Origin of the sequence: Mesorhizobium sp. M0768, assembly GCF_040320195.1 — a bacterium.
Classification (GTDB): Bacteria; Pseudomonadota; Alphaproteobacteria; order Rhizobiales; family Rhizobiaceae; genus Mesorhizobium.
The window spans coordinates 230,460-244,266 of the sequence record NZ_JAMYPD010000002.1; the positions used below are offsets into that span (position 1 = coordinate 230,460).

At 63.7% G+C, this 13,807-nt stretch carries 11 protein-coding genes; 7 read left to right on the top strand and 4 right to left on the bottom strand.

Going from position 1 to position 13,807, the window contains the following annotated elements; all coding sequences use genetic code 11:
- Positions 1-104 precede the first annotated feature (104 nt).
- Positions 105-467: a hypothetical protein gene (locus NKI08_RS03445; protein ID WP_352767209.1), complete on the top strand. Its 363-nt coding sequence runs from the start codon at positions 105-107 to the stop codon at positions 465-467.
- 110 nt (positions 468-577) lie between these two features.
- The gene (locus NKI08_RS03450) at positions 578-2,176 is read left to right on the top strand and encodes a peptide chain release factor 3 (protein ID WP_502893745.1); all 1,599 of its coding nucleotides are present in this window, start codon (positions 578-580) and stop codon (positions 2,174-2,176) included.
- Between the two features lie 172 nt (positions 2,177-2,348).
- On the opposite strand, the gene NKI08_RS03455 is transcribed toward NKI08_RS03450, so the two are convergent.
- Positions 2,349-2,822: a VOC family protein gene (locus NKI08_RS03455; RefSeq protein WP_352743080.1), complete on the bottom strand. Its 474-nt coding sequence runs from the start codon at positions 2,820-2,822 to the stop codon at positions 2,349-2,351.
- Positions 2,823-3,108: 286 nt separating this feature from the next.
- Between NKI08_RS03455 and ilvD the strand changes: the two genes are divergently transcribed.
- The 3 genes from ilvD (at position 3,109) to NKI08_RS03470 (ending at position 7,599) form a co-directional block, all read left to right on the top strand.
- A complete protein-coding gene (gene ilvD, locus NKI08_RS03460; protein WP_352767211.1) occupies positions 3,109-4,953 on the top strand; it encodes a dihydroxy-acid dehydratase in 1,845 nt (614 codons plus the stop codon).
- A 231-nt stretch (positions 4,954-5,184) separates the two neighbouring features.
- Positions 5,185-6,459 (top strand): amidohydrolase family protein, encoded by a 1,275-nt coding sequence (locus tag NKI08_RS03465; protein WP_352469954.1) that lies wholly within the window; start codon positions 5,185-5,187, stop codon positions 6,457-6,459.
- Positions 6,460-6,678: 219 nt separating this feature from the next.
- Positions 6,679-7,599: a DMT family transporter gene (locus NKI08_RS03470; RefSeq protein WP_352614566.1), complete on the top strand. Its 921-nt coding sequence runs from the start codon at positions 6,679-6,681 to the stop codon at positions 7,597-7,599.
- Here NKI08_RS03470 and NKI08_RS03475 read toward each other — a convergent pair.
- Positions 7,596-8,498 carry a phosphotransferase gene (locus tag NKI08_RS03475; RefSeq protein WP_352767213.1) on the bottom strand — a complete coding sequence of 301 codons (903 nt, stop codon included), beginning with the start codon at positions 8,496-8,498 and terminating at the stop codon, positions 7,596-7,598. The two genes, NKI08_RS03470 and NKI08_RS03475, sit on opposite strands and share 4 nt — an antisense overlap.
- 103 nt (positions 8,499-8,601) lie before the next feature.
- Between NKI08_RS03475 and NKI08_RS03480 the strand changes: the two genes are divergently transcribed.
- Complete coding sequence (locus NKI08_RS03480; RefSeq protein ID WP_352540424.1) at positions 8,602-9,234, top strand: class I SAM-dependent DNA methyltransferase; 633 nt, start codon at positions 8,602-8,604, stop codon at positions 9,232-9,234.
- A gap of 18 nt (positions 9,235-9,252) precedes the next feature.
- Here the strand turns inward: NKI08_RS03480 and NKI08_RS03485 are convergent, their stop codons facing one another.
- A complete protein-coding gene (locus NKI08_RS03485) occupies positions 9,253-11,706 on the bottom strand; it encodes a GcvT family protein (RefSeq protein ID WP_352767215.1) in 2,454 nt (817 codons plus the stop codon).
- Positions 11,703-12,587 (bottom strand): phosphotransferase family protein, encoded by an 885-nt coding sequence (locus NKI08_RS03490; RefSeq protein WP_023676353.1) that lies wholly within the window; start codon positions 12,585-12,587, stop codon positions 11,703-11,705. Before NKI08_RS03490 ends, NKI08_RS03485 begins: the two co-directional genes overlap by 4 nt.
- 434 nt (positions 12,588-13,021) lie before the next feature.
- Here NKI08_RS03490 and NKI08_RS03495 point away from each other — a divergent pair, with 434 nt between their 5' ends.
- Positions 13,022-13,798 carry a DeoR/GlpR family DNA-binding transcription regulator gene (locus NKI08_RS03495; protein WP_352767217.1) on the top strand — a complete coding sequence of 259 codons (777 nt, stop codon included), beginning with the start codon at positions 13,022-13,024 and terminating at the stop codon, positions 13,796-13,798.
- Positions 13,799-13,807: the final 9 nt, after the last annotated feature.

Below are 13,807 nucleotides of genomic sequence, written 5' to 3' on the forward strand. Positions count from 1 at the left end.
CACCATGCTACAGACTTACCAAGGGCGTTGCCGGGACCGCTCTCGAAGCGGGTCGATGACGATCGCCTCACTGGAAACGTTCAGCTCAATCACATGAGGGTCATTTGCGCCGCTGGATAAAAGGGTTGGTTTTTGCTGCAGCCGGAGCCGCCATTGTCTATGCCGTCTTCTTTGGCCCGCTGCCGTTCGTTCGATCTTGGTGGCAGGACGACAACTGGCTGGATCCTTTGCATAAACGCCATCGCATCGCTGACAGCCTGGTGCTGACTGGGTGGTTGGTTGGGAAATCGCGGGCAGAAGTCCTTGCGGCGCTCGGCGCGCCGCCTGAGACCGACAAGTTCTCCGATTGGAGCCTGGTCTATGTCCTTGGCCCGGAAAGGGGATTGCTTTCGATCGACTATGAATGGCTCGCCATCCGCACGGATGATGCCGGTTCGGTCACTGAAGCGGCTGTGATCCGTGACTGAACTCGCGGCCCGCAGTGATATTCGCATCATCTGGCATTGAGTGCGAAGGGTGTTTCCGTTCGACAGGCCGGAAAAGCGCTGCTAGAAGCCCGCGCCACAGACAGGATTCCATGAAATTGGCTGAAGACATCGAACAAGCGGTATCGCGCCGCCGCACTTTCGCGATCATTGCCCACCCCGACGCCGGCAAGACGACGCTCACCGAAAAACTGCTTTTGTTCGGCGGCGCCATCCAGCTTGCCGGCGAGGTCAAGGCCAAGAAGGACCGCATCCAGACCCGCTCGGACTGGATGAAGATCGAACGCGAGCGCGGCATTTCGGTGGTCACCTCGGTGATGACCTTCGAATACGAGGACACCGTCTTCAACCTGCTCGACACGCCCGGCCACGAGGATTTCGCCGACGACACCTATCGCACGCTGTCGGCGGTCGACAGCGCGGTCATGGTGATCGACGCCGCCAAGGGCATCGAGCCGCGCACGCTGAAACTGTTCGAGGTCTGCCGGCTGCGCGATATCCCGATCATCACCTTCGTCAACAAAATGGACCGCGAAAGCCGAGACCCATTCGACATCCTCGACGAGATCGAGCAGAAGCTGGCACTGGATACAGCGCCGATCACCTGGCCGATCGGCCGCGGCAAGACCTTTTCCGGGACCTACCATCTGGCGCTGAACGCGGTGCGCAAGGGCGACGCCGAAAAGGAGCGCACGCCGGTCAATGGACCCGATTCCAACCGCGTCGCCGGCCTGTTGCCGGAGAACGAGCGCGAGGCCTTCATCGAGGAGCTGGAGCTGGCGCGCGCGGCCTGTCGCCCGCTCGACCTCGATGCCTTCCGCGAGGGCCATCTGACCCCGGTCTATTTCGGCTCGGCGCTGCGCAATTACGGCGTGCGCGACCTGATCGAGGCACTCGGCGCCTATGGGCCGCCGCCGCGCGCGCAGGAGGCCGACAGCCGCAAGGTCGAGGCGACAGAGGACAAGATGACCTCCTTCGTCTTCAAGATCCAGGCCAATATGGACCCCAATCACCGCGACCGCATCGCTTTCGTCCGCGTCTGCTCCGGCAAGCTCGAGCGCGGCATGAAGGCCAAGCTGGTGCGCACGGGAAAACCGATGAGCCTGTCGGCACCGCAATTCTTCTTCGCCCGCACCCGCGTCACGGCCGACGAGGCGTTCGCCGGCGATGTCGTCGGCATCCCCAACCACGGCACGCTGCGCATCGGCGACACGCTGACCGAAGGCGAGGAGATCCTGTTTCGCGGCGTGCCGAATTTTGCGCCTGAAATCCTGCGCCGCGTTCGCCTCGGCGATGCCATGAAAGCCAAGAAGCTCAAGGAAGCACTGCACCAGATGGCCGAGGAAGGCGTCGTGCAATTGTTCTCGCCGGAGGACGGCTCGCCGGCCATCGTCGGTGTCGTCGGCGCCCTGCAGCTCGATGTCCTGAAAGAGCGGCTGAACTTCGAATACACCCTGCCGGTTGATTTCGAGATGTCGCGCTTTTCCGTCTGCCGCTGGATATCGGCCGACGACAGGGCCGAGCTCCAGCGCTTCATCGAGGCGCATCGCGGCGACATCGCCCGCGATCTCGACAACGATCCGGTGTTCCTCGCCCAGCACGCCTTCTCGCTCAACTACGAGGCCGAGCGCTGGAAGGCGATCCGCTTCACCGCGGTCAAGGATTATCAGGTCCGCGACAGGGCGGCTTGAGCTGTTGGTTTTCCCTTCTCCCCTTGTGGGAGAAGGTGTCGCCGAAGGCGACGGATGAGGGGTGTTCCAGAAAACACCAACGTCTCATTCCGTCCCACACCCCTCAACCGTCTCGGCGCTTCGCGCCGATCCACCTTCTCCCACAGGGGGAGAAGGCAAGATCGCGTTCCATTCACCCCTTGGCTGCCTCTTCGATCTTGGCGATGTCGATCTTGCTCATCTGCATCATCGCCTGCATCACGCGGCCAGCCTTTTCCGTGTCGGGGTCCAGCAGCAGCCTGGGCAGCTGTTCGGGAACGACCTGCCAGGAGAGGCCGAATCTGTCCTTCAGCCAGCTGCACTGGCTGGGCTGGCCACCGCCCGCGATGAGCCTGTCCCAGAAATAGTCGACCTCTTCCTGCGTCTTGCAGTCGATGGAGAGCGAGACTGCCTGGGTGAACTTGAATTGCGGGCCGCCGTTGAGCGCCTGGAACTGAACGCCGTCGAGCTCGAATGAGACCATCAGCACCTTGCCCTCATTATCGCCGCTGCCCTTGGGCCAGCGCATCACGCTCAGCACCTTCGAATTCTTGAAGATGGAGATGTAATGGTTCATGGCCTCCTCGGCCTGGTCGTCGAACCACAGGCAGGGGGTGATCTTTTGCATTCGCTTGCTCCTCGGGCTGGTTTTGGCTTGTTTCGCTCGCAAACGGCCGGCTGGCAATTGATGCCCGGTCCGCCGTCTGCTCAAGGACGCTCGAGCAAACCACGATCCGACAGCGCTTCTGACTTTTTTACGGCCTGGACCGGCTGCGTCTTTGGCTGGCCGCTCGTTCCGCACCCTGGCGCAGCGCAAAATTGTGGCCAGACCAGAGTGTGCCGTCTATAAGGCCTGCGGCTCAATTCCGGTTTTCCGCACCTTTGGGCGCGACGCAGACAGCAAGGACAGTTCAATGCCCGCCTACCGTTCCCGCACCACCACCCATGGCCGCAACATGGCCGGCGCCCGCGGCCTGTGGCGCGCTACCGGCATGAAGGATTCGGATTTCGGCAAGCCGATCATTGCCGTGGTCAATTCCTTCACCCAATTCGTGCCGGGCCATGTCCATTTGAAGGATCTCGGCCAGCTGGTTGCCCGCGAGATCGAAAAAGCCGGCGGCGTTGCCAAGGAGTTCAACACCATTGCCGTCGATGACGGCATCGCCATGGGCCATGACGGCATGCTCTATTCGCTGCCGTCGCGCGAATTGATCGCCGACTCGGTCGAATACATGGTCAACGCGCACTGCGCCGACGCGATGGTCTGCATCTCGAATTGCGACAAGATCACGCCCGGCATGCTGATGGCGTCGCTGCGCCTCAACATCCCGACCGTCTTCGTCTCCGGCGGGCCGATGGAGGCCGGCAAGGTGGTGCTCGCCGGCAAGACCCAGGCGCTTGACCTGGTCGACGCTATGGTCGCAGCCGCCGACGACAAGGTGTCCGACGAGGACGTCAGGATCATCGAGCGCTCGGCCTGTCCGACCTGTGGCTCCTGCTCCGGCATGTTCACCGCCAATTCGATGAACTGCCTGACCGAGGCGCTCGGCCTCTCGCTGCCCGGCAACGGCTCGACGTTGGCCACGCATGCCGACCGCAAGCGGCTGTTTGTCGAGGCCGGTCATCTGATCGTCGATCTCGCCCAGCGCTATTACGAGCAGGACGATGACACCGCGCTGCCGCGCAGCATCGCCTCGAAGGGCGCCTTCGAGAACGCCATGACGCTCGACATCGCCATGGGCGGCTCGACTAACACGGTCCTGCACATCCTCGCCGCAGCACATGAGGGCGAGGTCGACTTCACCATGGAGGACATCGACCGGCTGTCGCGGCGGGTGCCGGTGCTGTGCAAGGTGGCTCCGGCCAAGGCTGACGTCCACATGGAGGATGTCCATCGCGCCGGCGGCATCATGGCCATCCTCGGCCAGTTGGATAGCGCCGGGCTGATCAACCGCGACCTGCCGACGGTGCACGCCGCAAGCCTCGGCGAAGCGCTCGATCATTGGGATATTTCGCGCACCACCAGCCAGAATGTCCGCGATTTCTTCCTGGCGGCACCCGGCGGCGTGCCGACGCAAGTCGCGTTCAGCCAGGACCGCCGCTGGGACGATCTCGATCTCGACCGCGAGAAGGGCGTCATCCGCTCGGCCGAACATCCTTTCTCCAGGGATGGCGGCCTTGCCGTGCTGAAAGGCAATCTGGCACTCGATGGCTGCATCGTGAAGACGGCGGGCGTCGATGAATCGATCCTGAAATTCACCGGTCCGGCAAGAGTGTTCGAAAGTCAGGACGCCAGCGTCAAGGCGATCCTGTCGAACGAGATCAAGGCCGGCGATGTCGTCGTCATTCGCTATGAAGGGCCACGCGGCGGACCCGGCATGCAGGAAATGCTCTACCCGACCAGCTATTTGAAGTCGAAAGGCCTCGGCAAAGCCTGCGCACTGATCACCGACGGTCGTTTTTCCGGCGGCACCTCCGGCCTGTCGATCGGCCATGTCTCGCCGGAAGCCGCGGAAGGCGGTCTGATCGGGCTGGTCAGGGAAGGCGACACGATCGAGATCGATATCCCCAACCGCACCATCAGGCTTGCTGTCGACGACGCCGAACTCATCGCCCGTCGCGCCGCGATGGAGGCCAGGGGAACGGCTGCCTGGAAGCCCGAAGAAAAGCGCAAGCGCAAGGTGACGACGGCCTTGCGCGCCTATGCGGCGATGGCGACAAGTGCCGCCAAGGGGGCGGTGCGGTACGTGCCGGAATAGAGGCTTTTCCTTCTCCCTTTGTGGGAGAAGGTGGATTGGCGCGCAGCGCCAAGACGGTTGAGGGGTGCTGGACGGAGTGCCGCCGGCGCCAAGCTGGAACACCCCTCGTCTGGCCGCTTCGCGGCCACCTTCTTCCACAAGGGAAGAAGGGAAGGGCCGCGCCTGAAGGTTCCGCCTTGCGGCAGCACGCTGCATGGAAAGAAACGGCTTTTTTGAACGAGGTGGCGCTAGATGGATTTTGACCTTGTGGTGCGCGGCGGGACGCTGCCCGACGGCAGGATCGCGGATATCGGCATCGTCGGCGAAACGATCGCAGCGATAGAGCCCGAGCTGAACGTCAGCGCCGGCACGGCGATCGATGCCCATGGCAATCTGGTCTCGCCGCCCTTCGTCGATCCGCATTTCCATATGGACGCCACGCTTTCGCTCGGCATTCCGCGCATCAATGTCTCGGGCACGCTGCTCGAAGGCATCTCGCTTTGGGGCGAGTTGAAGCCGCTTCTGACCCACGAAGCGGTGCGCGACCGTGCGCTCGCCTATTGCGACTGGGCGGTGTCGATGGGCCTGCTCGCCATCCGCACCCATGTCGATGTTTGCGACGACCGCCTGCTGGCGGTCGAGGCGCTGCTCGACGTGAAGAAGACGGTTGGCCCCTATATCGACCTGCAGCTGGTCGCCTTCCCGCAGGACGGGTTTTACCGCTCGCCGACGGCGCGCGACAACACCATCCGGGCGCTCGACATAGGCGTCGATGTCGTCGGCGGCATTCCGCATTTCGAGCGCACAATGGCCGACGGCACGCGCTCCGTCACCGAGCTCTGCGAAATCGCGGCGAAGCGCGGCCTGATGGTCGACTTGCATTGCGACGAGACCGACGATCCGCTGTCGCGCCACATCGAGCAGCTTGCCTATGAGACGCAGCGGCTCGGGTTGCAGGGCAGAGTGGCCGGCTCGCACCTGACATCGATGCATTCGATGGATAATTACTACGTTTCGAAGCTATTGCCGCTGATTGCCGAGGCCGGCGTTTCGGCGATCCCCAATCCGCTGATCAACATCATGCTGCAGGGCCGCCACGACACCTTTCCCAAGCGCCGCGGACTGACGCGGGTCAAGGAGATGCTGGCGCAAGGCATCCGCGTCGGCTGGGGCCAGGATTGCGTGCTCGACCCCTGGTATTCGCTGGGCACCGCAGACATGCTCGACGTCGCCTTCATGGGCCTGCATGTCGCGCAGATGTCGAGCCCGGCCGAGATGGCGCGCTGCTTCGACATGGTCACCAACGTCAATGCCGCCATCATGGGCCTCGACCACCTTGGCTTGGCGGTCGGCAAGCGCGCCAGCCTGGTCGTTCTCGATGCCGGCAACCCAGTCGAGGCGCTGCGCCTGCGCCCAGAGCGTCTCTGCGTCATCGCCAGGGGCAAGGTGGTGGCCGAGCGCAGCCGGCAGGACACGCGGCTTTCGATCGCCGGAAGGCCGGGCACGGTGAACCGGCGCCACGCTTAAAGCGCGTCGCGTTTGAACGGACCCACGCGACGCGCTTTAAGGTCTTGTTTTTAAGCGTGTCGTTATCGCAAAACCGCTGCACACTTTTGCGCGACATGCATTAGTCCAGCCGATTTCCGGCGCTGGTCTTACCGAATTCTCGATTTTCGCCTCGTCATGGCCGCAGCTTGCGACTACGACGCGGGTCACCGTACCCCACGGCGAGGAACCGGTAACGGCATGGCGCGGCCCGCAGCCCAGTACTCAACGATCATGAACGTGCTGCTGGCGGGCATCCTGCTGATGCTCGCCGGCGATTTCCTGTTTGCGTTGAACGATGCGATGGGCAAGTGGCTGGTCGCCAGTTTTTCCGTCGGCCAGGTCGTGCTGATCCGCTCGATCGGCGCCTTTTTCATACTCGGGCCGATGATTGCACATCAGGGCCCGGCCAAGCTGTTTCGCATGGAGCGGCCGGAGCTGCAGCTGCTGCGCGTGGTGATGACGACGCTCGACACGGCGCTGTTCTACGCGGCGGTCGTCTATCTGCCGCTCGCCGATGTGATGAGCTTTTACATGGCCGGGCCGATCTATGTCGCGGCGCTGTCGCACTTCCTGCTCGGCGAAAGGGTCGGCTGGCGCCGCTGGGCGGCTATCCTGGTCGGTTTCTGCGGCGTGCTGATCATGCTGAAGCCGTCCTCGGCCGCGTTCTCGCTGTCGTCGATGTTCGCGCTCGCCGGCAGCATTTCCTTTGCCTTCGCCATCATCCTCAATCGGCGGCTGCGCGGCACCAGCGACACCTCGCTGGTCACCTGGCAAACCATCGGCACGCTGCTGGTCGGCGCTGCGTTGACCCTCGGTAGCTGGAAGACGCCGTCCTCGCTCGATTTCGGCGCCATGCTGCTTCTCGGCATCGTCTCCTGCGGCGCGCATCTGATGATCACCCGGGCGTTGAAGCTGGCGCCGGCCTCGACCTTGGCGCCGCTGCATTACAGCCTGCTGTTGTGGGCAGTGGTCTTCGGCCTCGCCTTCTTCGGCGATGTGCCTGGGCCGCGCATCCTGATCGGCTCGGCCATCGTCGTGCTGGCCGGCCTGTTCATCTTCCACCGCCAGAAGGTGGTCGACACGGTACCGCCCGAAAACGTGCCAAAGGGCGTGAATTAACCCCGGCGCGCTGCCGCGAGATGCCGCGAAAATTCCGGCATCTCCATCAGTGCCTTGCAGCGCGCAAACCGGCCGTCGGCATAGGCGCGAAAGTCGTCGGCCGGATTTTTGTTGGCAAGCTGGATCAAGCCCCAGAGCGTCCACAACAGGTCGCACGTCGCCTTGTAGATGACGATGCGGCCGCGCTCCGCCGGTCTCGGCTCGCCGCCGAAATAGGCGCGCATCATTTCTTCGTCCTGGGCCTCGTCGAATTGCCCTTCGACCGAGAGGTCGCCGAGATCCCAGAGCGGATCGTTCATGCCGGAATATTCCCAGTCGACGATCCACATCCTGTCGCCCGTATCGAGAAAGTTTTCGCAGAGCGGGTCGCAGTGGCAGGCGACGATCGGCAGAGGTTGAGCCGCAAGTGCTGAGCGCACTGCCTCCGCCTCGCGGACCACATCGTGGTAGCCGCCAGGCAGGGCGACGTCCTTGGTTGACAGCACTTTCAAATAGTCGTCGATCATCGCAAACAGCTCGAAGCGGGAGGGGAACACCGCGCCGGATGTGTGCAGTTTGCGAAAGGCCTTGCCGGCGCGTGCCGGGCTGCCCGGCCGAGTCTTGAACTTTCCCGGTGACATCGTCTCGGCACCGGCAACGAAGCGGGTCACCAACACGCCGGTCTCGGCATCGACATGCAGCACATGGGGACTGACGCCGGCCTTCGCCGCTTCCCGCGCCGCCACTGCCTCGTTGGCGCGGTTGATGTATTCCTCGGTACCCTTGCCGGGGATACGCAGGCAGAAATCCTTACCGCTGAAGACGAGGTTGGTGAGACCGCCGAGCCGTTCCAGAGGGCCGTCATAGCCGGCCAGCATCGGAATGGCCGCAAGTGCGGCGCGCGCCCGGTCGTCCGCCATGGATTTCGCTCCTTTCCCCGTATTATTGGGACGACGACGGTTCCACAGTTTTCGCCGTTTGGCTATGATCGCGTTGCGGATCGATACCAGGCGACGGAAAGCGATGACGGACAGCAAACATCAGAGCGCGCTCGCCGCAGCCTATGCGGCGAAGCGGCCGGAAGACGTCGCGGCTCTTTACGACAGGTGGGCAGGCACCTATGACGCCGACATGTCGGCGGCTGGCTATCGCCATCCCACCATCTGCCTTGCCTTGCTGGCCCGCCATCTGGCGCGCGGCGCCGCTCCTCTGCTCGATGCCGGCGCCGGCACCGGGCTCATCGGCGAATGGCTTGCCATTACCGGTTATCCGCAGGTCGAGGCGCTCGACATCTCGGAAGGCATGCTGGCGCAAGCCGCGCGCAAGGGCGTCTATTCAGCGCTGCACTGCCTGGCGCTTGGCGGACCGCTGCCCTTCGTGGACGACGCCTATGCCGGGATCATCTCAGCCGGCGTCTTCACGTCCGGCCATGTCGGGGCCGAGGGTCTGGACGAGTTGATCCGCATCTGCCGGCCGGGCGGGGTGATCGTGCTGACAGTGAAGAACACGCTGTGGGATGCCGGGTTTGCCGCGCGGATCGCCGAGCTCGAGGCGCAAGGCACCGTCACGCGCGCCGAAGAGACGCCGCCCTATGTTTCGATGCCAGGCGAGGCCGATACCGTGCCGAGCCGGGGGCTGGTGCTCATCGTGAACTGAGGCTGAAACCGGAAGGCTCTACGCCTTCACCTTTGCTCCTGCCGGATCGTAAAGCGGCTCGAGGTGTATCTTAGCCGGCGTCCGTTCCATTGCCACCACCAGCTCGTAGTTGCCGGAAGTGAGGAAATCATCGTTGACGCCATCGGCATTGCGCACATAGCCGTAGCCGATGTTCTTGCCGATGGTGTAGCCATAGCCGCCGCTGGTGAGATAACCGACCGCCTCGCCGTTGCGCAGGATGGTCTCGCGCCCGAGCAGCACGACGTCCGGATCATCGACAGTGAAGCCGGCAAAGCGTTTCCCGAGCGTCGAGCCATCGAGCTTTTCAAGCGCCCGCCGGCCGAGGAAATCGGTATTCTTCCTGAGCTTCACCGCCCAGCCGAGGCCGGCCTCCTGCGGCGTGTCGTTGGGTGTAATGTCGGCGCCCCAGGCGCGGTAGCCCTTTTCCAGCCGCAGCGATTCCAGCGCCCGATAGCCGACCGGGCGAATGTCGTGGACAGCGCCCGCCGTCATCAGCACGTCGAAAACCTCGCCCGTCGCCGCGATCGGCGCATGCAGTTCCCAGCCGAGTTCGCCGACATAGGTGACGCGCAGTGCCCGGACGGCGTGACCGGCAATGGCGATCTCGCGAACATGGCCGAATGGAAAGGCGGCATTCGAGACGTCGGCATCGGTCACCGCTGACAGCACGTCACGGGCGCGCGGCCCCATCAGCGACAATGTGCCGAAATCCTCCGTGACGTCGGTCAGCGTCACGTCGAACTCCCTGCCGATATGATCGGCAATCCAGGAGAAATCATGCGTGCGGAAACCGGTGCCGGTGACGATGTAGAATTTTTCCTCACCGAGCCTCGCCACGGTCAAATCGGCCTCGATGCCGCCGCGCGTGTTGAGAAGCTGCGTGTAGGTCAGCCGGCCGACCGGCTTGGCGACGTCGTTGGCGCAGATCCAGTCCAGCGCCTTCAGCGCGTCGGCTCCGGTCATTTCGTATTTGGCGAAAGACGACTGGTCGAAAATACCGATCTTTTCGCGCACGTGGCGGTGCTCGTCGCCAACCGCCGGGAACCAGTTCTGCCGGCCCATCGAATAGACGTCCTTCGGCTTGATGCCTTCCGGCGCGAACCAGTTCGGCCGCTCCCAGCCAAGTTTCGAGCCGAACACGGCGCGATGTTTTTGCAGCCGCTCGTACAAAGGCGAGACGATGCGCGGCCGGCCGCTGACATATTCCTCATGCGGGAAGCCGATCGTGTAGTGCTTGCCATAGGCTTCCAGCGTGCGGTCGCGGACCCATTGCCGGTCGCGGTGGAGATCGGAGAAGCGGCGGATGTCGACCACCCACAGATCGAGCGGCGCCTCGCCGTCGACGACCCATTGCGCCAGCACCCAGCCGGCGCCGCCGCCGGACGCGATGCCAAAGGCATTGAAGCCGGCGCCGACGAACATATTGGCGCATTCCGGCGCCACACCGAGGATGAAATTGCCATCCGGCGTAAAGCTCTCCGGCCCGTTGATCATCTGCCTGACGCCGGCATTGGCGAGCGCCGGGACACGCTCGATCGCCTGGCTCATATGCTGCTCGAAATGATCGTAATCATCGTCGAACAGCCGGAACTCCCAACCGTCCGGCACATCGCCGCCCGGTAGACCGGTCGTCCACGCCTGCGGGTTCGGCTCGTAGCCGCCCATCACCAACCCGCCGACCTCCTCCTTGAAATAGGTGCGGCGATCGGGGTCGCGAATTGTCGGCGCGTCGGTCGGCAGGCCATCGATCTTTTCGGTGATGATGTACTGGTGCTTCACCGGCTGCAGCGGCACGTTTATCCCGGCGAGCGCACCCACCTGCCGCGCCCATTGCCCGGCGCAGTTCACCACCTTGTCGCAGGCGATATCGCCCTTGCTGGTCTTTACCGCGGTGATGCGGCCGTCTCTCATTTCGAAGCCGGTGACCCGCACCTCCTCGAACAATTTTGCGCCATGCATGCGCGCACCCTTGGCCAGCGACTGGGTGATGTCGGAAGGGCTTGCCTGACCGTCGGTCGGCAGCCAGGACGCGCCGACGAGGTCGCCGGTTTCCAGCAGCGGCCACATTTCCTTGACCTCGGCCGGCGACAGCAGATGCATGTCCATGCCGAAGCTCTTAGCCGTCGTTGCCAGCCGCTTATACTCGATCCAGCGGTCGCCATTGGTGGCGAGGCGCAGGCAGCCAGTCATCTTCCAACCGGTGGCGAGGCCGGTTTCGGCTTCCAGCCCCTTGTAGAGATCGACCGAATATTTGAGCACGCGCGTGATCGACGCCGACGAGCGCAGCTGGCCGACCAGCCCGGCAGCATGCCAGGTCGAACCCGAGGTCAGTTTGCCCTGTTCGAGCAGTACGATTTCGGCCTTGTGGTCGCGCGCCAGATGATAGGCCGTCGAACAGCCGATGATGCCACCGCCGATGACGACGATCCCGGCCTGGGCGGGCAAGGTCATGTCCGCGTCCCGTATTTTGTCCTGTAGTTTTCCAGGGCGGCTTCGAGCCGCGCCAGGTTTTCGTCGGCGTAGGCGGCGTAGTCGACACCGGGCGCGTCGAGGTAAAGCTCGGAAACCATGCCCCACATCGCCTCACGCAGCAGCGACGCGCATTGCATGGCGGCGTGCGAGCGCCGTATCGCCGGGTCCGGCTCCTTCATGAAATAGGCGGTCAGGAAGGCGAAGGACTCCTCGTCGCTCATGCCTGCATTCGACGCCGCGCCGGCAAGGTCGAACATCGCGGTGTTGAAGCCTGCATATTCGAAATCGATGAGCCACAGCCTGTGACCGTCGTCGATTATGTTAGCCGGCAAGAGGTCATTATGGCCGAAGACGATCGGCAGCAGCTTTTGCGCGCGCTCGAGCTCGTCCGCCAGCGTCAGCAGGCGCGGCAGTTCGCCCAGCTTGCGGCTGCGGCCTTCCTCCAGCGTGCGCGCATAGTCGCGAATGACATGGAATACCCAGAACATGAAGCCGGCGCCGGAGACATGACCGGGCATCTCCCGGTGGAAACCGCGCAGCAACGCGGCAACGCGGCCGAGATCGGCGCGCACGTCCTGCGCGACATAGGCCTTGGCGCCGAGATACTCCGTCACCATGACGCCGGGTCCAGTGTAGTGGACGGCCGGAGCGAAGCCTGCCGCGTGCGCTGCCCGCGCCGTCATCATCTCGCGCTCGCGAAAGACATGGTGGAACGGATAGTCCTGGCCGAGCCGCACGACGTGCCGCCCGGCCGCGTCCTTGACCAGATAATTGGCATTGCTCAGCCCGCCCGGAAGCGGCGCGATGTCGATGCTGCCGGTCCAGCAAGGCAGCGCACGGATGCGGTCTTCGACAGTCACGATGTCGTCCAACATTGGGTCAATTTTCCACGCATGTCACGGCTGGCCAGCGATGACAATCGGACGGAGGAATGGAGGCAACGCGAAGATCTCGTCGGTGCAGATCCCGGGATCGGTATCCCGCACCGCACCGACGAGCCCCTTTGTGCCGGGTTCTTCGACGCCGGCATCCGCCCCCGCGGATCCTGAATTTCGGTACCCTTGCACCCGACGATCTCCCGGGCGTTCGGGCAGCGATTTTTCGTGCGGCTCAGCCGTCGTCCTCCGTTCCGAGCCTGTCACAGCGATAATGTCGCGCCACGCTGGAGGCGTTGTCAACGCGAAATTGTGGTATTTTCTGGTTTTTTGCCCGAATTTTGCTAAATTCCTTGGAGTTAGTGGCATTTATGCCGTAGAAGCGGTCAGCGGTGCAACAATCCGACCGGATGGAACCGATGGTCCACTCGAAGCGGCATGGCGAAATCCTGCGCCTCCTCAAGGAGGAAGGCACCGTGACCATTGCGAGCCTGGCCGACCGGCTGGGCGTCTCGCTGGAGACAGTACGCCGCGACGTCAAGCCACTGACCAGCGACGGTTCCATCCTCAAGATGCACGGCGCCGTCGGCCTGCCGTCGATTGCCGGCGAAGCGCCGTTCGAGCGGCGCATGCGCGAGAACGCCGATGCCAAGCGGGCAATAGCGCGCATGGTCGCCGCCACCATCCGCGACGGCGAATCGATCATGCTCGACACCGGCACCACTACCTCTTTCCTGGCCCGGGAACTGCTCGGCCACCGGCGGCTGACGGTCGTCACCAACTCCTCCGACATCGCCCGCACACTGGCCACCGTCAACGGCAATAAGGTCTACATGGCCGGCGGCGAGCTGCGCAGCGATTCCGGTGCTGCCTTCGGCGTCTCGGCCATCGAATTCGTCAGCCGCTTTTCCGTCAGCCATGCAGTGATATCGACCGGTGCGGTCGATGCCATAACCGGCGTCATGGACTATGATCTGGAAGAGGCCGAATTCGCCCGCATGGTTCTGTCGCGCGGCCAGCGTTCGCTTGTCGTCACCGACCATAGCAAATTCGGCCGCCAGGGCCTTGTTCAGGTCTGCGGCTTCGGCGGCTTTTCCGAACTCGCGACCGACCGTCCGCCGCCGCACGACATCGGCGCCGCCCTCGCCCAGGCCGGCGCACGGCTCAGCATTGCCGATGGCGGAAGCGAGGGCTGAGCTCTATCG